The sequence below is a fragment of the Dechloromonas hankyongensis genome, from assembly GCF_022012295.1.
Classification (GTDB): Bacteria; Pseudomonadota; Gammaproteobacteria; order Burkholderiales; family Rhodocyclaceae; genus Azonexus; species Azonexus hankyongensis.
On record NZ_JAKLTN010000002.1, the window covers coordinates 275214 to 299011 of the forward strand.

21 protein-coding genes are annotated in these 23798 nt (G+C 61.9%); 6 read left to right on the forward strand and 15 right to left on the reverse strand.

The window, feature by feature from the left end:
* The first annotated feature begins 21 nt into the window (after positions 1-21).
* The 3 genes from LZ012_RS09775 to LZ012_RS09785 are packed head-to-tail and all read left to right on the forward strand — an operon-like array spanning position 22 to position 4455.
* The gene (locus LZ012_RS09775) at positions 22-1680 is read left to right on the forward strand and encodes a long-chain-fatty-acid--CoA ligase (RefSeq protein ID WP_275710204.1); all 1659 of its coding nucleotides are present in this window, start codon (positions 22-24) and stop codon (positions 1678-1680) included.
* On the forward strand, positions 1680-2630 hold the full coding sequence (locus LZ012_RS09780; RefSeq protein ID WP_275710206.1) for an NAD(P)H-dependent flavin oxidoreductase: 951 nt from the start codon (positions 1680-1682) through the stop codon (positions 2628-2630). The genes LZ012_RS09775 and LZ012_RS09780 overlap by 1 nt, the downstream gene beginning before the upstream one ends.
* A 25-nt stretch (positions 2631-2655) precedes the next feature.
* A complete protein-coding gene (locus LZ012_RS09785; protein ID WP_275710208.1) occupies positions 2656-4455 on the forward strand; it encodes an acyl-CoA dehydrogenase C-terminal domain-containing protein in 1800 nt (599 codons plus the stop codon).
* Between the two features lie 78 nt (positions 4456-4533).
* Here LZ012_RS09785 and LZ012_RS09790 read toward each other — a convergent pair whose 3' ends face one another.
* The 15 genes from LZ012_RS09790 to nosZ (LZ012_RS09860) all read right to left on the reverse strand — a co-directional run bounded on the left by LZ012_RS09790 (position 4534) and on the right by nosZ (LZ012_RS09860) (position 21977).
* Complete coding sequence (locus tag LZ012_RS09790) at positions 4534-5028, reverse strand: TlpA family protein disulfide reductase (protein ID WP_275710210.1); 495 nt, start codon at positions 5026-5028, stop codon at positions 4534-4536.
* Positions 5025-5852 carry an ABC transporter permease gene (locus tag LZ012_RS09795; RefSeq protein ID WP_275710212.1) on the reverse strand — a complete coding sequence of 276 codons (828 nt, stop codon included), beginning with the start codon at positions 5850-5852 and terminating at the stop codon, positions 5025-5027. Before LZ012_RS09795 ends, LZ012_RS09790 begins: the two co-directional genes overlap by 4 nt.
* Entirely contained in the window at positions 5853-6341 is a 489-nt protein-coding gene (locus tag LZ012_RS09800) for a hypothetical protein (RefSeq protein WP_275710214.1), read from the reverse strand. It abuts the gene before it with no gap.
* 1 nt (position 6342) lies between these two features.
* On the reverse strand, positions 6343-7197 hold the full coding sequence (locus tag LZ012_RS09805; RefSeq protein ID WP_275710216.1) for an ABC transporter ATP-binding protein: 855 nt from the start codon (positions 7195-7197) through the stop codon (positions 6343-6345).
* 108 nt (positions 7198-7305) lie between these two features.
* Positions 7306-8292: a NapH/MauN family ferredoxin-type protein gene (locus tag LZ012_RS09810; RefSeq protein WP_275710218.1), complete on the reverse strand. Its 987-nt coding sequence runs from the start codon at positions 8290-8292 to the stop codon at positions 7306-7308.
* Entirely contained in the window at positions 8289-9158 is an 870-nt protein-coding gene (locus LZ012_RS09815) for a 4Fe-4S dicluster domain-containing protein (RefSeq protein WP_275710221.1), read from the reverse strand. The genes LZ012_RS09810 and LZ012_RS09815 overlap by 4 nt, the downstream gene beginning before the upstream one ends.
* Positions 9155-10507: a nitrous oxide reductase family maturation protein NosD gene (nosD, locus tag LZ012_RS09820; RefSeq protein ID WP_275710223.1), complete on the reverse strand. Its 1353-nt coding sequence runs from the start codon at positions 10505-10507 to the stop codon at positions 9155-9157. The genes LZ012_RS09815 and nosD overlap by 4 nt, the downstream gene beginning before the upstream one ends.
* A 6-nt stretch (positions 10508-10513) precedes the next feature.
* On the reverse strand, positions 10514-11488 hold the full coding sequence (locus tag LZ012_RS09825; RefSeq protein ID WP_275710225.1) for a hypothetical protein: 975 nt from the start codon (positions 11486-11488) through the stop codon (positions 10514-10516).
* A gap of 87 nt (positions 11489-11575) precedes the next feature.
* Positions 11576-12346: a c-type cytochrome gene (locus LZ012_RS09830; protein WP_275710227.1), complete on the reverse strand. Its 771-nt coding sequence runs from the start codon at positions 12344-12346 to the stop codon at positions 11576-11578.
* 112 nt (positions 12347-12458) lie between these two features.
* Positions 12459-12767, reverse strand: a complete 309-nt coding sequence (locus LZ012_RS09835; protein WP_275710229.1) for a c-type cytochrome — start codon at positions 12765-12767, stop codon at positions 12459-12461.
* 82 nt (positions 12768-12849) lie between these two features.
* A complete protein-coding gene (gene nosZ / locus LZ012_RS09840; RefSeq protein ID WP_275710231.1) occupies positions 12850-15132 on the reverse strand; it encodes a Sec-dependent nitrous-oxide reductase in 2283 nt (760 codons plus the stop codon).
* 153 nt (positions 15133-15285) lie between these two features.
* On the reverse strand, positions 15286-15942 hold the full coding sequence (locus tag LZ012_RS09845) for a response regulator (RefSeq protein WP_275710234.1): 657 nt from the start codon (positions 15940-15942) through the stop codon (positions 15286-15288).
* Positions 15939-17045 carry an ATP-binding response regulator gene (locus LZ012_RS09850; RefSeq protein ID WP_275710236.1) on the reverse strand — a complete coding sequence of 369 codons (1107 nt, stop codon included), beginning with the start codon at positions 17043-17045 and terminating at the stop codon, positions 15939-15941. The genes LZ012_RS09845 and LZ012_RS09850 overlap by 4 nt, the downstream gene beginning before the upstream one ends.
* Positions 17042-19624: an ATP-binding protein gene (locus tag LZ012_RS09855; protein ID WP_275710238.1), complete on the reverse strand. Its 2583-nt coding sequence runs from the start codon at positions 19622-19624 to the stop codon at positions 17042-17044. Before LZ012_RS09855 ends, LZ012_RS09850 begins: the two co-directional genes overlap by 4 nt.
* A gap of 70 nt (positions 19625-19694) precedes the next feature.
* Entirely contained in the window at positions 19695-21977 is a 2283-nt protein-coding gene (gene nosZ / locus LZ012_RS09860) for a Sec-dependent nitrous-oxide reductase (protein WP_275710231.1), read from the reverse strand.
* 192 nt (positions 21978-22169) lie between these two features.
* On the opposite strand from nosZ (LZ012_RS09860), the gene LZ012_RS09865 reads away from it, so the two are divergent.
* The 3 genes from LZ012_RS09865 to LZ012_RS09875 are packed head-to-tail and all read left to right on the forward strand — an operon-like array spanning position 22170 to position 23721.
* Complete coding sequence (locus LZ012_RS09865; protein ID WP_275710240.1) at positions 22170-22640, forward strand: hypothetical protein; 471 nt, start codon at positions 22170-22172, stop codon at positions 22638-22640.
* Positions 22641-22651: 11 nt separating this feature from the next.
* Complete coding sequence (locus LZ012_RS09870; RefSeq protein ID WP_275710242.1) at positions 22652-23242, forward strand: SCO family protein; 591 nt, start codon at positions 22652-22654, stop codon at positions 23240-23242.
* Positions 23243-23256: 14 nt separating this feature from the next.
* Positions 23257-23721, forward strand: a complete 465-nt coding sequence (locus LZ012_RS09875; protein WP_275710245.1) for a copper chaperone PCu(A)C — start codon at positions 23257-23259, stop codon at positions 23719-23721.
* The last annotated feature ends 77 nt before the right edge of the window (positions 23722-23798 follow it).

Genomic DNA, 23798 nt, shown 5'->3' on the forward strand with positions numbered 1-23798 from the left:
ACAATGGAGGAGGAGACAAAAATGGAAAAAATCTGGCTACAAAGCTACCCGGAAGGCGTACCGGCCGAAATCGACATCGACCATATCCCGTCGCTGGTCGCGCTGTTCGAGAAGGCCTGCGCGACCTATGCCGACCAGGTCGCCTACATCAGCATGGGCAAGGAGATGACCTATCGCCAGCTCGACGAGGAAAGCAAGGCTTTCGCCGGCTGGCTGCAGGCCAAGGGCTTCAACAAGGGCGACCGCGTCGCGTTGATGATGCCCAACCTGCTGCAATACCCGGTGGCGCTGTTCGGCACCCTGCGCGCCGGCTGCGTGGTGGTCAATTGCAACCCGCTGTACACGCCGCGCGAACTGGAGCACCAGCTGAAGGATTCCGGCGCCGTCGCCATCGTCATCGTCGAGAACTTCGCCCACACGCTGCAGCAGGTCATCGCCCATACCGCGCTCAAGCACGTCATCGTGACGCCGATGGGCGAAATGCTCGGCCTGAAGGGCGTCGTCGTCAATTTCGTGGTGCGCCACGTGAAGAAGCTGGTGCCGGCCTGGAAGATCGCCGGCGCCATCGGCTTCAACAGCGCGCTGGCCAGCGGCCGCAGCCAGGGCTGGAAGCCGGTGCCGCTGACCCGGGACGACATCGCCTTCCTGCAATACACCGGCGGTACGACCGGCGTTTCCAAGGGGGCGATGCTGACCCACGCCAACATCGCGTCCAACGTCACCCAGGCCTACAACTGGATCAAGCCGGTGGTGCGCGAAGGCCAGGAGCTGATCATCACCGCCTTGCCGCTGTACCACGTCTTTGCCTTGACGGCGAATTGCCTGGTTTTCCTGATGATCGGTGCCCGCAACCTGCTGATCGCCAATCCGCGCGACATCCCCGGCTTCGTCAAGGAATGGGGCAAGTACCCGGTGACGGTGGTGACCGGCGTCAATACGCTGTTCAACGCGCTGCTCAACAACCCGGAATTCGCCAAGCTCGATTTCTCGACCATGCGCGTCACGCTGGGCGGCGGCATGGCGGTGCAGGGGCCGGTCGCCGATAAGTGGCTCAAAGTGACAGGCACGCCGCTGCTGCAGGCCTACGGCCTGACCGAGACCTCGCCGGCGGCGACCATCAATCCGCTCGACATGCACGAGTTCAACGGTGCCATCGGCCTGCCCATCTCGTCGACCGAGGTGTCGATCCGCGACGATTACGGCAACGAAGTGCCGCTCGGCCAGGTCGGCGAAATCTGCATCCGCGGTCCGCAGGTCATGAAGGGCTACTGGCAGCGGCCGGATGAAACGGCGCTGGTCTTCTATCCGGATCGTTTCCTGCGCACCGGCGACATGGGCTATGTCGACAAGAAGGGCTTCGTGTTCCTGGTCGATCGCAAGAAGGACATGATCCTGGTTTCCGGCTTCAACGTTTATCCGAACGAGGTCGAGGAGGCCGTCGCCATGCACCCTGGCGTGATGGACGTGGCAGCCATCGGCGTCGCCGACGAGCATTCCGGAGAGGCGGTGAAGATTTTCGTCGTCCGCAAAGACCCGAAAGTCACCGAACGCATGCTGATCGACCACTGCCGCGGCCTGCTCACCGGCTACAAGATTCCCAGACACGTCGAATTCCGCGACGACCTGCCGCGCACCAACGTCGGCAAGATCCTGCGTCGCGCACTGAAAGAGGGGGCGTAATGCCGATTCCCGCATCACTGAACAAGAACCTGACTCTGCCCGCCATCTGCGCGCCGATGTTCATCGTTTCCAATCCCGACCTGGTCATCGCCCAGTGCAAGGCCGGCGTGATCGGTTCCTTCCCGGCACTCAACGCCCGGCCGAAAGAGCTGCTCGATGCATGGCTGACCCTGATCAAGGCCGAACTGGCCACCGATCCGCATGCCGCGCCATTCGCCGTCAACCAGATCATCCACCCGTCCAACGAGCGGCTGGAGCACGACATGGCGCTGTGCGTGCAGCACGAGGTGCCGCTGATCATCACCAGCCTGTCGGCGCCGACCCAGATCGTGCCGCATGTGCATGCCTACGGCGGCAAGGTGTTTCATGACGTGATCAGCGTCCGCCATGCCGAAAAGGCGCTGGAGGCGGGCGTCGACGGCCTGATCCTGGTCTGTGCCGGGGCCGGCGGCCACGCCGGGACGCTTAGCCCGTTCGCGCTGGTCGGCGAGATCCGCAAGTTCTACGACGGCCCGCTGGCGCTGTCCGGCTCCATTACCAACGGCAGCGCCATCCTGTCGGCGCAGGCCATGGGCGCCGATTTCGCCTACATCGGCACGCGCTTCATCGCCACGGCCGAAGCCAATGCTGTCGAATCCTACAAGCAGGCCATTCTTGAATCGGCGGCCAAGGACGTCGTCTACACGCCGTATTTCACCGGCGTGCATGGCAACTACCTGATGAAGAGCATCGTCGCCGCCGGCCTCGATCCGGCCAATCTGCCGGAAAAGGACAAGACCTCGATGAGCTTCGGCGGCAACCGCGATGCCGCCAAGGCCTGGAAAGATATCTGGGGCGCCGGGCAGGGCGTCGGCACCATCGACGAGGTGTTGCCGACGGCCGAACTGGTCGCCCGCCTCCGGCAGGAATACCGCAGCGCCAAGGCCGCGCTGTGCAGCAACCCATTCTGAAAAATACATAAAGGAGACAACAGCAATGAGTGACTACCGCGCCCCGGTCAAGGACATGCGCTTTGCGATGGACGAACTGGCCGGCTTCCGCGAACTGAGCCGGATTCCCGGCTTCGAGGAAGCGACCCCCGACCTCGCCGATGCCATTCTCGACGAAGCAGCCAAGTTCGCCGGCGAAGTGCTGGCCCCGCTCAACCGCATCGGCGACACCGAGGGCTGCAAGCTCGGTCCCAACGGCGTGACCACCCCGGCGGGCTGGAAGGAGGCTTATGCCGCCTTCAGCGAAGCCGGCTGGAACGGCATCACCTCGCCCGCCGAGTTCGGCGGCCAGGGTCTGCCCGACAGCCTGGGCGTTGCCGTCAAGGAAATGGTCTGCTCGGCCAACCTTTCTTTCTCGCTCGGCCCGCTGCTCACCACCGGCGCGGTCGAAGCGCTGCTTACCTGCGCCAGCGACGAGTTGAAGTCCGTCTATCTGGAAAAGATGATCACCGGCGAATGGACGGGCACGATGAACCTGACCGAGCCGCAGGCCGGCTCCGACCTCGCGCTCATCCGTTCCCGTGCCGAGCCGCAGGCCGACGGCAGCTACCGCGTCTTCGGCCAGAAGATCTTCATCACCTACGGCGACCACGACATGACGGACAACATCGTCCACCTCGTGCTCGCCCGCCTGCCCGATGCGCCTCCCGGCGTGAAGGGCATCTCGATGTTCCTGGTGCCCAAGTTCCTGGTCAATGCCGACGGCTCGCTGGGCGCGCGCAACGATGCGCACTGCGTGTCGATCGAACACAAGCTCGGCATCCATGCCAGCCCGACCTGCGTCATGGCCTACGGCGACAATGGCGGCGCCGTCGGTTACCTGCTCGGCGAGCCGAACCGCGGCCTCGAATACATGTTCATCATGATGAACGAGGCCCGCCTCGGCGTCGGCCTGCAAGGCATCGCCCTCGGCGAGCGCGCCTACCAGCAGGCGCTCGGCTATGCCCGCGAGCGCAAGCAGGGCCGCGATGCCATCACTGGGGAAGCGCTGGTCAGCATCGACAAGCATCCGGACATCCGCCGCATGCTGATGCTGATGAAATGCCGCGTCGAAGCCTGCCGCGCCATGGCTTACTACACGTCCGGCCTGCTCGACCGGGCGCATGCCGCCGGGCACACCGAGGAGGGCAAGCGCCAGCTGTGGCTGGCCGAATTCATGATTCCCATCGTCAAGGGCGGCGGTACCGAGATGGGCGTCGACGTGACGTCGCTCGGCATCCAGATCCACGGCGGCATGGGCTTCATCGAAGAAACCGGCGCCGCCCAGCACTGGCGCGATTCGCGCATCACCACCATTTACGAAGGCACCACCGGCATCCAGGCCAACGACCTGTTGTTCCGCAAGCTGATGCGCGACCAGGGGGCAACGGCCAAGCTGGTGTTTGGCGAGGTGTACGCCACGGTCAAGGCGCTGGCCGCTTCCGGCAATCCGGAACTGCAAGCCATCGGCCAGCGTCTCGGTACGGCCCTGAAGGCATGGACGGAAGCCACCGAATGGCTGGCCGCCAATGCCCGTAGCGGCCTGTCCGGCGTCCTGACTGCTGCCGTTCCTTATCTGCATCTGGCGGTCACCGTTTGCGGTGGCTGGCTGATGGGCAAGGCCGCCCTGGCGGCGGCTGGCTATCTGGACAAGGGTGAAGGCGACCAGGCTTTCTACCGGACCAAGCTGGTCACAGCCCGTTTCTATGCCGACCAGCTGCTGCCGCAGGCTGCCGCCTTTGCCGAAACGGTGATGGCCGGCGATTGCGGCGTGCCGGAGGGTGTCGATCTGTTCGCTGCAGATTGACGCTGCCGTATTGAAAAAGACAAAGGCGCCATGTGGCGCCTTTGTTCATTTCAGCGGGTAACTCGGGTCACCGCCGCTTCATTTCTTGAGCAGGGCTTCCTGCGCAGCGTCGAGATCGGGCTTCTTGACGATGCCCATCTTGCGTTGGACGACGTGGCCGTTGCGGTCGATGAACAGCGTGTAGGGCAGGCCGGCCTTGGTGTTGCCGAGCGCCTGCATGAGCGGGATGCCCTGTTCCTTGGCGACGAAGACCGGGTAATCCATGTCGTAGGCCTTGGCGAATTCCTTGGCCGGTTCGGCCTTGTCCTCGATGCCGATGCCCAGCACCTCGATCTTGCCCTTGTGAGCATTGCGGAACTTGATCAGTTCCGGAATCTCGGCCCGGCAGGGGCCGCACCAGCGGGCCCAGAAATTGACCACCAGCGGCTTGCCCTTGTAGCGCTCGAGGGCGACCGGCTTGTCGTCAAGGTCGTTGAGCGTGGCGGCGAACAGCGGGGCAGAGGATGGCATTTCCTGCGCTGTCGCCAGCGCCGAGAAAAATGCCAGAGCCAGGGCGGCAAGGGGTTTTTTCATGGCAGATCGCCGCGGCGGAACAGGAAATAGCCGGTCGTCGCGCTGATCAGGCCGAGTGCGGCCGGGTAGACCAGGGCGAAGACCTTGTAACCGGCGGCGCCGAACAGATCGAGGATGACGTAGGCCGACGGGCCGAGCACGATCAGCTGCGGGTCGAACAAAGCCAGCGCGGCGGTACGGAAAACCTGCAGCGGATTGGCCAGCGCCAGCGTGACGGCGACTTCCGGGGCGACCTTGCCCTGGATCATGACGCCGAGCAGAATCAGGTCGAGGAAGAGCAGCAGAACCAGCCACACCATGAAGGCGGCACCCTGCGCCATGTCGGTGCTGCGGGCCACCGACGAGATCAGCATGCCGATGCCGAGGAAGCACATGGCCATGACGGCGAGCAGGGCGGTGTAGTAGCCGAACATGTCCCACGGCACTTCGATGCCGGCGATGGTGGCCCAGATCACGGCGCCGAGCATGGCTAGGAAGACCGGTGCGAAGACGACGATGTAGCGGCCGATGATCTTGCCCCAGAACCAGGCGGCCAGGGAGACGGGGAGCGACAGCAGGTATTCGAAGACGCCCGCCTCACGGTCGCCGGCCACCGAGCGGACGGTGGTGATCAGCACGAAGATGGGCAGGATGGCCATCGTCAGCTGGATGTAGGTGACGAGCAGGCGCGACAGTCCGATGAAGCCGAGAACACGCGACTCGGTGAGGCCGAAAACGAAGAGCAGCGCGACAATGCCGCCGAAAACCAGGGTGTAGATCTGGAACCAGCGGGCACGCAGGGATTCGACGATATCGAGTTTGGCGGTGAGCCACAGTTGTTTCATTTACTTGCCTTTGGCCAGTACGTGCTGGCGCATATCGGTGAAATCGAGGCTGCCGGGCATCGGCATGGCGACAGCCGCATAGTTGTAGCCCATGGGCGAACTGCGGGCGACGAAATGGGCGCGGCGCGGATCGAGCCAGCGCATTTCTTCACGGCTCTTGCTGTCGAAGTCGGCAATCCAAATTTTGGTGGCAGCATCGGCTAGCCACGGGTATTTGTCGGCCTTTTCCTTGAGCCAGAAAGCCATGCAACCCGGGTCGTCGAACTTGAAAGCGGCATTCTCAGGACCCCCGCGCACTTCGCAGGCGAAGCGACGATCGGAAATGACCATGCTGCAGCGCGTGCAGGTATCGCGATCCCATTTGATCTCGACCATGTCGTTGGGCCAGCCGCCCTTCTTGCAGCCGGACAGCACAGCAGCCAGCGGCGTCAGCAGCAGACCGCCGATGCCGATACGGCCCAGGAACTCGCGGCGACGAGGTTGGCACATGTCAGTTCTCGGATAGCGACAGGTCGGCAACCAGCGCGGTGTAGCGCGAAATGATGCCGAGGAAGCGTAGACGGTCGGGGCCGGCGAGGGTTCCTTCCCACAGCAGTTCGTTGTCGGCGGCCGCCTTGATGCTCCAGCCGTCCAGCGCCTTGGCGAAGGCGGGCTCGAAACGCTTGAGAACGATGCGGCAGGCCAGCGTATCAGTCAGGGCGACGTCGTCTTCCACCTTGTCGTCGAGGACGACCTTGCCCATGTCCATTTCGATGACGCGATTGACCAGCGACGAGACCTCGTCCAGACGGTGGCTGGAGATGATCATGGTCGCGTCGTGCAGGCGTTCGGCCAGCAGGTCGAAGAATATCTTGCGCGCTTCGGGGTCGAGGTTGGCGGCCGGTTCGTCCATGACAAGCACCTGTGCGTCGCGGCCCAGCGCGATGGAGATGAGCAGCTTCTGCTTCATGCCGCCCGACAGGCGGACGAACTGCCGGGACAGGATTTCCTCGACATTCAGGCCGAGCCGTTTGGCAATGGCGTGGATGCGCTGCGGATCGGTGCCGCATAGCGAGGCGGAGAAATCGATCAACTGGCCGACCGGCATCTTGAGCGGCGGTGGCAGTTGCGGTACGAAACCGATCTTGCCGAGGACCACCGTGCGGTTGCTGCGCGGGTCGAGGCCGTTGATCGAAACGCTGCCGTCGAAAGTGTATTCGCCGAGCAGGCAGCGGATCAGGGTGGTCTTGCCGGCGCCGTTGGAGCCGATCAGGGCAATCCGCTCGCCAATGGCGATGTCGAGGGTGATACCGTCGAGTACACGGGCCTTGCGGAAGGTCTTGGCAACTTGCTTGAACTGGATCATGGGGGTCGATTATAGGGGCGGTGCCCCGACGCGGCATTGAATTTCGATCAAAAATCTGCCATGTCGCCAAGCCTTGCCGGGCCTGCCATTCGGCAGGCCGGGCCGGGTTTACATCAGCTTCGACAGACCCTTGACCTCGAAGGTCAGCGAGCCGGTCGGGCAGGTGTCGACGCACAGGCCGCAGCGTGTGCAGTCCGGGCCGATCGGCACTTCCGTCTCGACCGCCCGCCCCTTGATCACGGTGTCGAGCACGTGGGGAACCAGACAGACTTTGCGGCAGTCGCCTTCATGGAAACAGCCGTCCAGAGTGTACTTGATACGGACCGGCGACAGGATGCCGACCACGCCGTAGGTGAGGCCGATCGGGCAGGCGTAGCGGCACCAGGCGCGGCGCGAGAAGAAGACTTCGAAGAAGAGCAGGGCGAGGACCCACAGCATGGCCAGGCCCGGGCCGTAGATCAGGGCGCGGGAGACGATGCCGGTCGGCGAGATGGACTCATAAACGGTGTAGCCGGTGCCCAGCGCGAGCAGGGCGAAAACGAGCCAGAACACGGTGCGCAGGCGGCGGTCCATGGTCTGGTCGGTGACCAGTTTCTTCTTGGCCAGGAAGAGATGGATCTTTTCCGCCCATTCGGCCAGCAGATGGTAGGGGCAGACCCACGAGCAGAAGGTGCGCCCGCCGAGCAACACCCACAGCACCAGCACGGTGCCGGTACCGATCAGCAGGTTGTTGATGATGTGCTTGTGGGCGAGCATCACCTGCAGGGCCGAATTCAGGTCGATCAGGTGGAAGCCGACAAAGCGCGAGGCGGTCAGCGCGCCTTCGAGAATCTGGATGTCGAGCGCGAAGGACAGTGCGAACAGCAGGTTGGCGAAGATCAGCGTGGCCCAGCGGCGATTGCGCCACTTGTGGCTCGGATTGGCGTGAGCCCGGGCATGCGCTTTTTCGGCGATCAGATTCTGGTTGCCCTTCTTGTAGAAATGGATCTTCTGGGCGGCCGGGCTGATGTCTTCCGGTTTGGTCGGCTTGGCCGGGTCCTGGCCGAACAGGACCTTGATCTGATCGACAAAGCGGCGTTTGAGGAGATCGCTCATACCTTCCAGACCTCCCGGGCTTCAACGGCGATGGCGGTGGGTTCGACCGGGCAGACCATTTCGCAGACGCCGCAGCCGACGCAGGCTTCGTGGACGACCGGTGACTTGTGTTTGCTGCCATCGGGAGCGAACACGGTTTCGATGGAGATGGCGCCCTTGATCGGGCACTCGCGAGCGCACAGATCGCATTCGGCGACGTCGTAGGGATGGTCGGCGATCTTGATCGGCTTCCAGCGATCGACTGCCATGTAGCGCATTTTTCCGGTGAAGCCGGAGCCCCGCGTCTGCCCCTTGAAACCCTTGCCCTGGATGGCCAGGCAGGCCTCGGGGCGGACCAGGCGGGCGACGCCGATGCGCTCGTTGAGATTCAGCGTCGGTTCGGTGTCCTTTTCCTTGGCGAGCAGGATGGGCTTGGCCGAGAGCTGCGCTCCCGTCCGCACGGGAAGGAAGTTCGGCTTGTGATAGGTCAGTGACCCCGTCGGGCAGGCGAGGACGCACTGCACGGCATCGCACGAAAAATCGCAGGCCTGGCTGCGGGCGTCGATCATCGGCGTGCCGACCCCCATGCCATCGACCAGGTCGGCCAGCTTGATCGCCGAGACCGGGCAGACCTGCACGCACTGGCCGCACTTGATGCAGCTGGCCAGGAAATCCTTTTCGTCGAGGGCGCCGGGCGGACGCAGGCGCTTCTTTTGCGAATAAACGAGGGGGAGAAAGCCGGACATGGCGGCACCGAGAACTCCGCCGGTGAGCAGGATGGTGCGCAGGACGCGCCGCCGGTTGGTCTGCTTTTTGGCGATCGACACCGTCGGCGCATTGCTGGTTGCCGGCTTGCGATCGCCGCTGTCCGGGCTTTCGTCGCTCATGAGATGGCTACCTTGGTCGGTTTGACGAAACGGGGCTTCTCGTCACGCAGGATCAGGTCCGGGGCCGAGAAGGGGGCCAGGCGCTCGAGGAAATCGAGCAGTTCCATGACCGGCGAGCTGCGGAAGAAGCGGGCAACCGGCATTTCCATCCAGATCTGGTCGGCGTAGGACATCAATTCGTGCGGGCTGTCGCCAACGCCGTCGCTATTGCGGTCGAAGCCCTGGTAGTCGTCCCAGTAATTGCCTTCCCAGTAGTTCTTGCCCGCTGCGTTACTCCGCGAGCCATAGGTGACCTGGGTCAGGTTGCCTTCGAAAATGTTGTCGATGAGCCGATTGCCGCCGGTTTCGCTGTTGAACTGGACGCCGATGCCGTTATAGGCGAAACGGTTACCGTGGATTTCGATGGTCGAGTCGGGCTGGAAAGGCGACAGGTCAGAACCGATGCCGATGGCGCAGTAGATGATCTCGTTGTTCTCGATGATCGTCCCGGACGCTTCCTTGAAGCCGATGCCCATGCCGGTGGCGCCGGTGGCGTGGGAGATGACGTTGTTGCGTACGGTCCCGCCTTCGGTGTACATGAAATAGACGCCGACGGCATTATCGTAGAAGCGGTTGCCTTCGACGACGTTGTCGTTGGCGAACATGAAATGGATCGAGTAGCGGCTGCGCTTGCCGATGTTGTTGCGGTAGATGTTGCGGTGCGAATACCAGGCCACCATGTCGCGCGAATCGATGATCTGGTTGCCTTCGACCAGATTGTCGTTGCTGTACCACAGGCGCAGACCGTCGCCACGCACGCCCAGCTCGCGATCCTTGGAGCGGATGCTGTTGTTCTTGACGGTGCTGTGATTGACCTGCTTCAGATCGATGCCGAACAGGCAGTTGTCGACTTGCACGTTCTCGATGGTGTTGCGGTCGCCGCGGACGTCGAGGCAGGAGTCGTCGGTATCGTGCGAGTCGCCCGAGCCGGTCAGGTGCACGCCACGCAGCGTGACGTCCCCGACATTGATGATCATCACCGTGCCCCGGTCGCCGGCATCGATGGTGACCTGGCCGCCACCGTCTATGGTCAGCGGCTTGTCGATGACTACCGGGCCGGCGTACATGCCGGGCGGTGGCTTGATAACCGAACCGGGTTCGGCATGGTCAACCAGATCCTGGAAGGGCTTCAGGCCATGCACGCGCTTGTCGCGCTCGTGCAGCATGAAGGTCGGCTTGGGGCGATTGACATCGGCGCGGGCGCCCATGCCGGCCGGCGGTTCGGATTGGGTTTCCGAAATGCTGTGGGTGAAAACCAGGAGGAGGGCGGAGGCCAGGCCGAGCCTGGCCAGGTTGTGCAGGGCGGTCACGGGGATTTACTCGGCGCCGCCTTCGCGCAGCTGCTTGCGGCGGATCAGCAGGGCCAGCATCATGCAGACGAAGATGATCACCAGCAGGCCGTAGCCCCAGTAGGGATACGAGAAGGTCGAGAACTGGGCGACCTTGCCTTCGCCGAAGACCGTCGGCATGAAGGGCTTGACCGTGAAGGCGCCCCACGGATGGAGGTTGTGGCCGAAGAACCACAGCCAGCCGGCGTAGGTGATGACGAAAAAGAGCGGCAGCAGGGCCGGCACCAGCGCGAGCAGCAGCTGGAAGGAGCGGATCATCGCGGTGGCGGCGATGACCACGCCCATGACGACGATCAGTCCGACGATCACGATCTTGGAGTAAAGCGTGACGTTCTCGCCCCAGATCCTGATTTTGTCCGGTTCCTTGAAGAAGGTGCCGGCTTCCTGCACGTAATGCTCGACGTGGCTGGCCAGATGGCCCATGACGAACTGGTCGATGAGCATCCAGGCGGCGACGACGGCAAAACCGACGGTCAGCGTCATGACGCGGGCCTTTTTCTTGGTCAAGGCGAAGGCGATCATCATGACCGCGAAGAAGCCGAAGAAGAACTTGGCCAGCGGTTTTTCGACCGGCGCGCCGGTGGCGATCGGGAACATGCCGACGTAGTGGTTGATGGTGTTCATTTCATGGACGCAGTCGAGGCCTTCGGCACCCTTGTCGACGTCCTTCTTGGCGTCGGTGATCGGGTTGTAGCGCTCGTCGTCGTGGGCGAGATCCTTCTGGATGATCTCGTTGGCCATGCGCGTGCCCTTGCCGGCCGCCTTGCAGCCGTTATAGACGCCGTCGAAATGGAAATGGATGCGGATGCCATCGGGGAAGGCATCCGGCGGATAGTTCGGTGCGGTGAGCGAAACCCACCAGATGGGGGCGAAGTAGGCGGCAACCAGGCAGATCAGGGAGATCAGGGTCAGGCCACCGACGATCTTGTTTTGTTTTTCCATGTCGCTGTTCTCTGTTCGATATACGCCCGGCAGGTGCCGGGAGAGCGGCTGCCATCGGGCAGCCGCGATCCTGCTAAGACTTGAAGCTTACTTCTTCTTCGCCGGTGCAGCAGCCTTCGGCTTGCACATGTTGCCAGGCATCTGCAGGCTGGCCTGGTAGGCGGAGATGGAGATCAGCTGATCATCGCTGTATTTCTTGATGATCTTGACCATGTCCGGGTTGGCGTTGCGGCGATGGCCGTTGCGAATTTCGGTCATCTGGCGCAGCAGGTACTTGTAGTGCTGACCGGCGATCACCGGGTAGAACTTTTCCTTGTTGCCTTCGCCGTTCTTGCCGTGGCATTCCAGACATTCCTTCTCGTACAGCCCCTTACCTTCGGCGATACGCTTTTCGGTATCGGCCGGTGCCTTCCAGTCCTTGCCGGCGTCGCCCGGCTTGGAATCGTAATGACCGTGGTCGAGCGGAATACAGAGCTTCTCGATGTAGGAAGCGACGTTGGCCAGTTCCTGGGCATCGGTCAGGGTGGCGGCGAACGGGTACATGGTCGGGTTGTCGCGCAGACCGGCACGGATGTCGGCCATCTGCTTGATCAGCACGGTGGTGTGCTGGCCGGCGAGCTGCGGGAAGGTGCCGTCCGGGCGACCGGCGCCGGAAGGCAGGTGGCAGGCGGCGCAGGTTTCGTAACCTTCTTCACCGGCCTTCGGATCACCCTTCTTGGTCAGGGCTTCGCTCTTTTCGCCGCCCTGGGCGTTCCACTTGTAGTCCTTGCCTTCGATGCCTTCGGTTTTCGGGGCCGGTGGGGCGGCAAAGGCGATACCTGCCGACAGCAGGCTGATCAAAAGGAATGATGCTTTCATGTTTGGTGTCCTTTGATGTCAGGTTATGTGGAACGATGGCTGAATTATTATCCAAGCTATATCAGCGTTCCTTGATGTACGTCATAAGCCCGGCAAGCCGGGCTTTTCCAACTTATTTCAGCTTGGAAAGGTGTTCGGCGATGGCCTTGATTTCCTCGTCGTTGACCAGGTGCATGACGCCCTTCATGGCGGCGGTCTGGCCGTTGTTGCGGGCGCCGCTCTTGATGTCATGCATCTGCTGTTCGATGTAGGCCGCATTCTGTCCGGCGATCTTCGGATAGTTCGGCATCAGCGGCTTGTCGCCCTTGGGGCCGTGGCAGGCATTACAGGTCTTTTCGGCATACAGCTTGGCACCGTCCGGAGCTGCGATGGCGGAGCCGGCCGTGAGCGCGGCGATGGCGAGAAATACTGCTACTTTCATGGATTTACCCTCCGTTATTTGGTGGGAAGCCAAGATAACCCAGCTTCCCACTCAAGTTTAATGAGATACATCAAATCGGTATTTACTTGACCTTTTTGGCGCCGTTCTGCTCGAGGTAGGTCTTGGCACGGAGACCGATGTCGGCGGCCTTGACCTGGTACTGCCAGACTTGCTCAGCCCAGAGGTTGGCTTGGTCCCAATCCTTCTTGGCGGCAGCGGCTTCGTGCTTGGCCTTGGCATCCTTCATCTTGCCCAGCTGGTCGGTTGCATCCTCGACCATGGCGACGACATCCGGGAAGTCCTTGTAATTCACGCTGGTGATGTAACCGACCACGGAATCGATGACGGCCTGGGTGTCAGCAACCTTCTTCACCGTCGCCTTATAGTCGGCTTCGGTATAGCTGGCCTTGGCTTCGGTGGTCTTGGTCGGCTTCCAGCCCTTCGGCTTGACCAGCAGGTAACCCTGCATTTCCAGGTGCAGCGCCGAGCAGAATTCCGTGCAGTAGTACGGATAGACGCCTTCCTTGTCAGCCTTGAACTTGACGGTGACCGTCTTGCCCGGTTCAACCGAGGCGTGGACGTTGTAGGTCGACACCGTGAAGCCGTGGGTCTCGTCCTGGGCGCGTTCGAGGTTGGTCAGGTGGATGGTGACTTCGTCGCCCACTTCAGCCTCGATGGTTTCCGGCGTGATGTGCGAACGGATCAGCGTACCCTTGACCTCGATCTTGTTGCCCTTCTTGGTCGTCGTTTCCTCGCCGGCGCGGACCATGCCCGGGTGCGGCTTGTCGGTACGCGAATCGGTACCCACCTTGTAACGGACGCCCGGCTTCAGCTTGTCGGCCGAGATGGCGACGGCGTAGTGCGGCTCGCCCAGCGGCAGCGGCATGTCGTACAACAATTGCATCTTGTCGTTCGAAATGTCGATCAGCTGGTGGTTCTGCGGGTGCAGCGGGCCAACCGGCACGAAACGGTCGATCGCCAGCTTGTTCAGGGCGACCAGGTAACGGCCCTTCGGATCGGCGGAGTCACCTTCCATGGTCATCAGGTGACCGATGTTGTAGTGCACCGAGATCTTGTCGAGAACCTTGCCTTCGCAGTGGTTCCACTTCACGACCTGCGAATCGACATACAGCGAGGTGTAGGCGATACAGGGCTTGGAGTCGTACTGGGTATGCAAGGGGCCGAGGCCGAGCTGGACCTGGGTGTGCAGCGCATCCTTCATGCCGATGACCGGAATGCCGTACGGATCCTTGGACTCGAACTTGCCGGCCTTGATGGCGGCCTGGATCTTCTCGAAGGAGAACACGGACACGTGGGTGTCGAGCTTGCCGGAGACGGTCAGGAACTTACCGTCCGGGGTCACGTCGACGCCGTGCGGCGACTTCGGTTCCGGCACCAGGAAGAGGATGCCTTCCTTGACGGAGACGTCGATCGGCAGCACCTTGTGGCCGTTGATGACCTTGGCCTTGCCGGCGGCAACCAGTTCGGCAGCCTTCTTCCAGTTGATCACGTGCAGATAGTCGGTGTCCTTGGCGGAGCAGCCGGCTTCATACGGCGGACGGCCCTTTTCGATACCGCCGACGTAACGCTCGGAACAGAAGGAGTTGGTGAACGACCAGCCTTCGGACGGACCCTTGCCGGCGTCGGACAAGTCCTGCGAGTAAGGCGGCAGTTCGAGGGAGAAGGATTCCTTCGGATCGATGCGGCCTTCCTTGCGGTCGAACTTCCAGTAGGTCACGCCACCGCGATACTTCTCGTTGAATTCTTCGAGCGGATAGAACTTCTTGTTTTCCAGCGGCGAGGCGTACTGGGCGGCTTCGATGACGTACTCGGTGTTCGGCGTCACGAAGGCGCCACCGTGTTCGGACTTGTAGATCGGGTTGACCACGATCTGCTTGGTTTCGAAGTCACGCAGGTCGATCACGGCCAGACGCGGATTGGCCTTATCGTTGATGAACAGGAACTGACCGTCGTACTTGCCCTGGGTTTCGGAAATCGCCGGGTGGTGCGTGTCGCCCCAGGTGATGGTCTTGCCATCGATAGCGCCCTGGTTCAGCACGGCCTTGGAGTTTTCGTCGAAGCCGTAGCCCTGCCACGGTTCCGGCGTGAACACGCCGATGTACTTCAGGATGCGCATGGACGGAATGCCATACACGATCACCTGGCCGGACTGACCGCCCGAACTGAAGACGACGAATTCGTCACGCTTGCCGGTCGGAACGTAGGTCTTGGACGCAGCCAGCAGATCCTGCTGGCTCAGGCCACGACGCTTCATCACGTCCTGCAGCGACTCGGCGGACCACACCGTGGCGGCGAAACTCGCTGCCAGAACCAGTGCGGTGGTTTTCACTGCAAATTTACTCATCTGATTTCTCCCAAAACAAGAAGTCACAACTTCTATTTCCCCCATCGTCTCTGCGACAATTTGCCGCATTGTGCGCGTCCGAAAGGGTGATGGGCAGGTGAGATCGGCTGAATATTCGCTTAGGAATCGGGATGAGGTGGCCTAGGAAAATTCCTACCCCGGAAGTACGTCGTCCTCCCGAACCAATCGCAACTGAATGGCATAGCGAACCAGTTCGGCGCTGTTGTGCAGATTCATCTTGGCCAGGATATTGGCCTTGTGGGTACTGACCGTTTTGGCGCTCAGGCTGAGCTGGCGGCCGATCTCGGTAATGCCGAGGCCCTGCACGATAAGCAGGAAGATCTGGTATTCGCGATCGGTCAACCGGCTGTGCGGGGCCTGGGTGCCGCGTCCGGGCAGTACCTCGAGGGCCAGCTTCTCGGTGACGCTCTGCGTGATGAACAAGCCACCCTCGGCAACCTTACGGATGGCTTCGGCGAGCAGCGCTTCGGCGTTGTCCTTGCACAGGTAGCCGGAAGCGCCCGCCTTGAGGGCACGCACCGCATAGAGATCCTCCTTGTGCATGCTGAGGATCAAGATGGGCAGCTTGGGCAACTCGGCCTTGATCTGCTTGATCAATTCGATGCCGCTGCGGCCCGGCATCGACAAGTCGAGGACTAGGGCGTCGAAGGGCGATTGGCGCAACATGGCCAGCGTCTCGATGCCGTTACTCGCTTCGCCGGCCACCGTAATGTCGCCGCTGTCGGCCAGGATGTGTTTCAGGCCGGCGCGCAGGATGTCGTGGTCGTCGGCGATGAAGATGCGAATCATGGTTTCTCCCCCGTTTTCAACGGAAAGCTGGCAACAATCCGCGTTCCGTTGCTGCCATCGATCACGATATCACCTCCCAGCATGGCCGCCCGTTCGCGCATGCCGAGCAGGCCGAATCCCTGTTGCGGTTCGCTGTCCGGAAAACCGACGCCGTTGTCGCTAAAGTGCACCACGATCCGCCCGTCCTCTTCGCGCAAGCCGATATCCACCCGGGTCGCCGAGGCATGGCGGGTAACGTTGGTCAGCGCCTCCTGGATCAGGCGGAAGACGGTGATAGCCAGCCCTTGGTCAAGATCGAACTCGTCGCGGTCCACGTCCAGATGGCATTCGATACCGCTGCGTTCGGTGAATTGATCGACCAGATGCTCGATGGCGGCAGCCAGGCCCAGCACGTCGAGCATGCCGGGACGCAATCCTTCGGAAATGCGGCGCAAGGCATCGATGGTCCGTTCGATCAGGGCGTGCGCCGTCTCGGCGCGGGCATGAAGGGGCGGGCTCGATTCGGCACACTGCCGCTTGATCCAGCCGAGGTCGATGCGCAGCGCAGTGAGGGCCTGGCCCAATTCGTCGTGCAGTTCCCGCGCAATGGTGGTGCGCTCCTCTTCGCGGATGGTTTGCAGGTGACCGGCCAGTTCGTGCAGGCGGGCCTGCGAGCGGTGCAGTTGTTCGGTCCGCTCGGCGACGCGCTCTTCTAGCCGGGTCTGCAGGCGGCGCAACTCGATATGGGTGCGTACCCGCGCCAGCACTTCTTCCGGCTGGAAAGGCTTGCCGATGTAATCGACGGCACCGAGCGCGAAGCCGCGGACCTTGTCTTCAGTTTCACGCAGGGCGGACAGGAAGATCACCGGGATGTCGTGGGTTGCCGGTTCGGCCTTGAGCCGGCGACACAGTTCGTAGCCGTCCATGCCCGGCATGCGGACGTCGAGGAGGATTAATTCGGGAGCCTTGGCCAGTGCCGAGTGCAGGGCCATCCGGGCATCCTGGGCGGCACGCACAGCGTAGCCGGCCTTGGCCAGCAGGTCAGCGAGCAGGTCGAGCGAGGCGACCGTATCGTCAACGATCAGGATTTCCGGGCGTCCGGTGGTGGCGGTCTGCGCAGTCATGATTCCTTGTCCATAATGCCGAGTAATTCCCACAGCGCCGGATAGCGCCGGCGATTGGAAATGTCGCTCAGCGCGGCGGCCAGTTCGGGAGCCACCTCGGCAACGCGGGCGACAGCGGCCGTGATTTCGTCGGGGTTGAGGGAAATGGCAGCCTGGACGAGCTGGGTGCGCAGGGCGTCGGGCAGGCTCGTCAAGGCATCGGCGTCCGGTACGGGCGGCGGGGAGGGCGGCCGCGTCGGCTGACTGCGCTGGAAGGTGAGGCCCAGTTGATGCTCGATGATGTGGAACAGGCCGGCGTTTTCAAACGGCTTGCTGAGAAAATCATCGGCGCCGGCGGCCAGCGACTGGGCGCGGGTTTCGGCCATGGCGTTGGCGGTCAGCATGACGACGCGCGGGCGGGGCTCCGGCAGGTTTCGGATCAGGTCCAAGCCTTGGCCGTCGGGCAGGAACCAGTCGAGCAGGATGAGGTCGGGCAGGGTGTCGGCAATGGATCGGCGCGCCTCTACTAGGTTGCTCGCCTCGGCTACAGCAAAGCCGAGCGGTTCGAGCAGCGAACGCACGAGCAGCCGGGATTCCAGCCCGTCATCCACGATCAGGATCCGCTTGCCGCGTTCGCCCGGGGGCAGACGCAGTATGTCGGGATGCGGGCGTTGCGGCGGCGCCATGTCGGCCACGGCGGCGACGATGGTGAAATGGAAATACGATCCCTTGCCCGGCACCGAATCGACGGCCAGTTCGCCGCCCAGCATCTGCACATAGCGCCGGCTGATGCTCAGGCCGAGGCCGGTGCCGCCCTGATGGGCCGAGCCGACCTGTTCAAAGGAGGAAAAAATGCGCTGGCAGTCTTCCGGCGAGATGCCGATGCCGGTGTCGCGCACGCCGAATTCCAGGCGAATCTGCCCGGCGTCGATCGGCATGGCGCGCGCCGAGACGATGACTTGGCCGGCCGGGGTGAATTTTAGCGCATTGGACAGCAGGTTGAGCAGGATCTGGCGCAGCATGCCGGGATCGACCACGGCCGGCGTCAGACGGTCGGTTTCAAGCGCCAGATACAGCCCGAGCTGTTCGGCGCGCAGGCGCATCATGTCGACCACCTGTTCGAGCAGATGCTGGAGATCGACTTCTTCCGGGCTGACCTGCATTTTTCCGGATTCGATCTTGGACAGTTCGAGGATATCGTTGATCAGCGTCAGCAGGTGGTGCCCCGAATGGTTGATGATCTCCAAGCGGCGCTGCTGGGCGGTCGACAGCGACGGGTCGTTCTCCATCAACTGGGAAAAACCGATGACCGCATTGAGCGGGGTGCGCAGTTCGTGGCTCATATTGGCCAGGAACAGCGATTTGCTGCGGTTGGCGGCTTCGGCCTGGTCGCGCGCGATGGTCAGTTCCTCGGTACGCTGGCGAACCAGCTCTTCCAAGTGCTCGCGATGGCGGGCCAGCTCGTTTTCGTTCTTTTTCCGTTCGGTAATGTCGGAGAAGATCGAGATGTAGCGGCGTATCTTGCCGTTGGGGCCGCGCAGGGCCTGCATTGAAATTTCTTCCGGGAAGATTTCGCCATTCTTGCGCCGGTTCCATATTTCGCCGCGCCAATGCCCGGTTGCGCTGAGTTGTCCCCACAGCGCTGCGTAGAAATCCCGGTCATGGAGCCCGGACTTCAGCATGCGGGGATTGCTACCGATCACTTCGTCGCGCGAGTAGCCGGAAATGCGGCAGAAGGCGTCGTTGACCCACAGGATGGTGGCGTCGGCATCGGTGATCACTGCACCTTCGGCCATGGCAGCGAAAGCGGTTTCGTTTTCCCGGCGCGCCAGGTCGACGCGCTGCAGGTCGGCGGCGCGGCGGCGGGAGATGTAATGCAGCAGCAGGATGGTGGCGATGCCGAGCAGCCAGATGCCGCTATGCCATAGCCGGATGGCACGCCAGGTTGGTTCCTGTGCCGAGCGATAGGTGTTCAGGTCGATGGTGACCGAGGCGCCGCCGCGCAGTCCGCCGACCGGGATCAGCGTGTCGCGATGGCATTCCAGACATTCGGCTTCCATCTTCATCGGGATCATTGCCCGCATCAGGCCATGCCCGCCTTTTTTCGGCAGGTTTTCGGTGACCATCTTGGCACCGCGGTTCAAAGCTTCCAGAGCCTGTTTTTCCCACTCATCCGGCGCGTTCTGGATATTGCGCAGCTGATTCGAGGTCAGGCGCTCCTTCGAACCGGTCTCGGCATTGGCATTGGTCTGGCCCTGAATGGCGAGCAGCAGATGGATGGGGGTAACCGAGACCAGGCGCAGCTGTTCGCCGTTGCCGCGGAGGGCAGTGAGCCGTTCTTCTTCGTCCAGCGAATTGATGGGCGGTACCCGTTCTTCACGGATGAACACACCTTCGACGCTCGACGCCCATTTGCGGATGGCCATATCCTTTTTCAGGTTGGCGACGGCATCGATGCGTGCCAGTTCCGCTGCGGCGCGATTGAGCTGCTCGCGCTGGGCGAGGGCGGAGAGCAGGACGAGGATGCTCCACACGGCGATGGCCAGCAGCGTGCCGGCCAGGCCAGCCAGGGGGAGCGGTTGTTTGTCGCCAGTTGGCATGACGGGGATTGCGATCAAAAAAAGAGGGGCAGATTACTCTGCCCCTCCTGTTGCCTAGGGTCAATACTGCTTACTTGACCTTTTTGGCGCCGTTCTGCTCGAGGTAGGTCTTGGCACGGAGACCGATGTCGGCGGCCTTGACCTGGTACTGCCAGACTTGCTCAGCCCAGAGGTTGGCTTGGTCCCAATCCTTCTTGGCGGCAGCGGCTTCGTGCTTGGCCTTGGCATCCTTCATCTTGCCCAGCTGGTCGGTTGCATCCTCGACCATGGCGACGACATCCGGGAAGTCCTTGTAATTCACGCTGGTGATGTAACCGACCACGGAATCGATGACGGCCTGGGTGTCAGCAACCTTCTTCACCGTCGCCTTATAGTCGGCTTCGGTATAGCTGGCCTTGGCTTCGGTGGTCTTGGTCGGCTTCCAGCCCTTCGGCTTGACCAGCAGGTAACCCTGCATTTCCAGGTGCAGCGCCGAGCAGAATTCCGTGCAGTAGTACGGATAGACGCCTTCCTTGTCAGCCTTGAACTTGACGGTGACCGTCTTGCCCGGTTCAACCGAGGCGTGGACGTTGTAGGTCGACACCGTGAAGCCGTGGGTCTCGTCCTGGGCGCGTTCGAGGTTGGTCAGGTGGATGGTGACTTCGTCGCCCACTTCAGCCTCGATGGTTTCCGGCGTGATGTGCGAACGGATCAGCGTACCCTTGACCTCGATCTTGTTGCCCTTCTTGGTCGTCGTTTCCTCGCCGGCGCGGACCATGCCCGGGTGCGGCTTGTCGGTACGCGAATCGGTACCCACCTTGTAACGGACGCCCGGCTTCAGCTTGTCGGCCGAGATGGCGACGGCGTAGTGCGGCTCGCCCAGCGGCAGCGGCATGTCGTACAACAATTGCATCTTGTCGTTCGAAATGTCGATCAGCTGGTGGTTCTGCGGGTGCAGCGGGCCAACCGGCACGAAACGGTCGATCGCCAGCTTGTTCAGGGCGACCAGGTAACGGCCCTTCGGATCGGCGGAGTCACCTTCCATGGTCATCAGGTGACCGATGTTGTAGTGCACCGAGATCTTGTCGAGAACCTTGCCTTCGCAGTGGTTCCACTTCACGACCTGCGAATCGACATACAGCGAGGTGTAGGCGATACAGGGCTTGGAGTCGTACTGGGTATGCAAGGGGCCGAGGCCGAGCTGGACCTGGGTGTGCAGCGCATCCTTCATGCCGATGACCGGAATGCCGTACGGATCCTTGGACTCGAACTTGCCGGCCTTGATGGCGGCCTGGATCTTCTCGAAGGAGAACACGGACACGTGGGTGTCGAGCTTGCCGGAGACGGTCAGGAACTTACCGTCCGGGGTCACGTCGACGCCGTGCGGCGACTTCGGTTCCGGCACCAGGAAGAGGATGCCTTCCTTGACGGAGACGTCGATCGGCAGCACCTTGTGGCCGTTGATGACCTTGGCCTTGCCGGCGGCAACCAGTTCGGCAGCCTTCTTCCAGTTGATCACGTGCAGATAGTCGGTGTCCTTGGCGGAGCAGCCGGCTTCATACGGCGGACGGCCCTTTTCGATACCGCCGACGTAACGCTCGGAACAGAAGGAGTTGGTGAACGACCAGCCTTCGGACGGACCCTTGCCGGCGTCGGACAAGTCCTGCGAGTAAGGCGGCAGTTCGAGGGAGAAGGATTCCTTCGGATCGATGCGGCCTTCCTTGCGGTCGAACTTCCAGTAGGTCACGCCACCGCGATACTTCTCGTTGAATTCTTCGAGCGGATAGAACTTCTTGTTTTCCAGCGGCGAGGCGTACTGGGCGGCTTCGATGACGTACTCGGTGTTCGGCGTCACGAAGGCGCCACCGTGTTCGGACTTGTAGATCGGGTTGACCACGATCTGCTTGGTTTCGAAGTCACGCAGGTCGATCACGGCCAGACGCGGATTGGCCTTATCGTTGATGAACAGGAACTGACCGTCGTACTTGCCCTGGGTTTCGGAAATCGCCGGGTGGTGCGTGTCGCCCCAGGTGATGGTCTTGCCATCGATAGCGCCCTGGTTCAGCACGGCCTTGGAGTTTTCGTCGAAGCCGTAGCCCTGCCACGGTTCCGGCGTGAACACGCCGATGTACTTCAGGATGCGCATGGACGGAATGCCATACACGATCACCTGGCCGGACTGACCGCCCGAACTGAAGACGACGAATTCGTCACGCTTGCCGGTCGGAACGTAGGTCTTGGACGCAGCCAGCAGATCCTGCTGGCTCAGGCCACGACGCTTCATCACGTCCTGCAGCGACTCGGCGGACCACACCGTGGCGGCGAAACTCGCTGCCAGAACCAGTGCGGTGGTTTTCACTGCAAATTTACTCATCTGATTTCTCCCAAAACAAGAAGTCACAACTTCTATTTCCCCCATCGGCGCCTGCGGCAAAAAACCGCTGCGACAATTTGCCGCACACTCTATGCCTCGCAGTACGTGAAAGAATTGATGTTTGTTAAATTCATGCCGGGGATATAAGCGAAAATGCACTGTCCCCAACGGTTTCATGTTTAGAAGTGCCCCGTGAACAAGAAGATATTGATTGATTTGATTGGCATCGAGTTGATAGCCCTGGTTGTCGTCATCGGCTACAAGCTGTCGCCGATGCTGTTGCCGAAGGCCGACGTCACCGTGTTTCCCGACCCTGCCTGCAATCTGCAGAAGCAGGCCTGTGCTGTGACGCTGCCCTCTGGCGGTCAGGTCGAGTTGTCGATGGGCGGCAAACCGATTCCGCTGGTCAAGCCGTTCGAAGTCCAGGTGATGACCCATGCCATGTCGCCGAGCCGCGTCGAGGTCGACTTCACCGGCATCGACATGAACATGGGCCTGAACCGTCCGGAACTCGCCAAGCGCGGCGACGGACGCTTCAGCGGCGAGGCGACGCTGCCGGTGTGCATTACCGGACACATGGAGTGGCAGGCAACCGTGTTGATCGAGGCCGGCAACGAGCGAATTGCCGTACCTTATCGCTTTACTTCGGGAGGGCAGGAGTGATGTCTGAACGTTTGCTGGGCCTTGCCGCCCTTGTGCTTGCCATCGCGATTGCCGGCGTCGCTGCCCTGTGGCATCCGGAAATGCCGGAGCGGCCGCTTCCCCGGGCGCCCATCGTGGCGGGCGGCGATTTCACGCTGCAGTCGACGGGCGGTCCGGTTTCGCTGCATGACTATCGCGGGAAATTGGTGCTGATCTATTTTGGTTACACTTTTTGCCCGGATGTTTGTCCGACTTCATTGGCAGCCACGGCAGAGGGTCTCAAGCAACTGACTCCCGACGAGTTGGCCAAGGTGGCGATGATTTTCATCTCGGTCGATCCGAAGCGCGATACGCCGGCCCGATTGAAGGAGTATGCCGAGTTCTTCCATCCGGCCATCGTCGGCGTGACCGGGAGCGCCGAAACGATTGCCGAGATCGCTAAGCGCTATGGCGTCTTCTATGCCGAGCAGAAGGTCGACACGGCGGGCGGCGGGTATGTCGTCGATCATTCGTCGGACACCTTCATCGTCGGCCCCGACGGCAAGGTGGTCGCCAAGATCGCCCATGCCACGCCGCCGGACCAGGTGGCCCTTGCCGTCCGCAAATATTTGACTCAACCGTGAAGGAGCATCAGTTCATGAAACAACTTTCCCTGCTGGCGGCCGGCCTCGTTTTTTCGGCCGCGGTTTTTGCCGGCGCCGCCGACAATGTCGCCGTCCAGGACCCCTATGTCCGCCTGGCGCCGCCTAATGCCCCGGCCACCGGAGCCTTCATGGTGATCAAGAACAACGGCGACAAGGACGTGAAGGTGCTCAAGGCCGACAATCCCGCATCCAAGGTCACCGAACTGCATACCCATCTGAACGAGGGCGGGGTGATGAAAATGCGTCCGGTGCCGGCCGTCGATATTAAGGCCAAGGGGGAAGCCGTGCTCAAGCCCGGTGGCCTGCACATCATGATGATCGACCTCAAGGCGCCGATGAAGGAAGGTGACGTCGTGCCGATCACCCTGACTTTCGACGACGGCAGCACCAAGACGGTCGATGCCAAGGTGGTGCGTCCGATGGCGGCGGGCATGCCGATGTCGGACCACAAACACTAAGCCGTTACACCGCGGTTTGGCCGTCGCGTACCGGGTGCGCGGCGGCCTTTGTCTTTTGGAGAGTGACGCGTGGACTG

Coding starts and splice junctions, on each gene's coding strand:
- LZ012_RS09775 (WP_275710204.1), top strand. CDS start 22: ATGGAAAAAATCTGGCTACAAAGCTACCCGGAAGGCGTACCGGCCGAA.
- LZ012_RS09780 (WP_275710206.1), top strand. CDS start 1,680: ATGCCGATTCCCGCATCACTGAACAAGAACCTGACTCTGCCCGCCATC.
- LZ012_RS09785 (WP_275710208.1), top strand. CDS start 2,656: ATGAGTGACTACCGCGCCCCGGTCAAGGACATGCGCTTTGCGATGGAC.
- LZ012_RS09790 (WP_275710210.1), bottom strand. CDS start 5,028: ATGAAAAAACCCCTTGCCGCCCTGGCTCTGGCATTTTTCTCGGCGCTG.
- LZ012_RS09795 (WP_275710212.1), bottom strand. CDS start 5,852: ATGAAACAACTGTGGCTCACCGCCAAACTCGATATCGTCGAATCCCTG.
- LZ012_RS09800 (WP_275710214.1), bottom strand. CDS start 6,341: ATGTGCCAACCTCGTCGCCGCGAGTTCCTGGGCCGTATCGGCATCGGC.
- LZ012_RS09805 (WP_275710216.1), bottom strand. CDS start 7,197: ATGATCCAGTTCAAGCAAGTTGCCAAGACCTTCCGCAAGGCCCGTGTA.
- LZ012_RS09810 (WP_275710218.1), bottom strand. CDS start 8,292: ATGAGCGATCTCCTCAAACGCCGCTTTGTCGATCAGATCAAGGTCCTG.
- LZ012_RS09815 (WP_275710221.1), bottom strand. CDS start 9,158: ATGAGCGACGAAAGCCCGGACAGCGGCGATCGCAAGCCGGCAACCAGC.
- LZ012_RS09825 (WP_275710225.1), bottom strand. CDS start 11,488: ATGGAAAAACAAAACAAGATCGTCGGTGGCCTGACCCTGATCTCCCTG.
- LZ012_RS09830 (WP_275710227.1), bottom strand. CDS start 12,346: ATGAAAGCATCATTCCTTTTGATCAGCCTGCTGTCGGCAGGTATCGCC.
- LZ012_RS09835 (WP_275710229.1), bottom strand. CDS start 12,767: ATGAAAGTAGCAGTATTTCTCGCCATCGCCGCGCTCACGGCCGGCTCC.
- nosZ (WP_275710231.1), bottom strand. CDS start 15,132: ATGAGTAAATTTGCAGTGAAAACCACCGCACTGGTTCTGGCAGCGAGT.
- LZ012_RS09845 (WP_275710234.1), bottom strand. CDS start 15,942: ATGATTCGCATCTTCATCGCCGACGACCACGACATCCTGCGCGCCGGC.
- LZ012_RS09850 (WP_275710236.1), bottom strand. CDS start 17,045: ATGACTGCGCAGACCGCCACCACCGGACGCCCGGAAATCCTGATCGTT.
- LZ012_RS09855 (WP_275710238.1), bottom strand. CDS start 19,624: ATGCCAACTGGCGACAAACAACCGCTCCCCCTGGCTGGCCTGGCCGGC.
- nosZ (WP_275710231.1), bottom strand. CDS start 21,977: ATGAGTAAATTTGCAGTGAAAACCACCGCACTGGTTCTGGCAGCGAGT.
- LZ012_RS09875 (WP_275710245.1), top strand. CDS start 23,257: ATGAAACAACTTTCCCTGCTGGCGGCCGGCCTCGTTTTTTCGGCCGCG.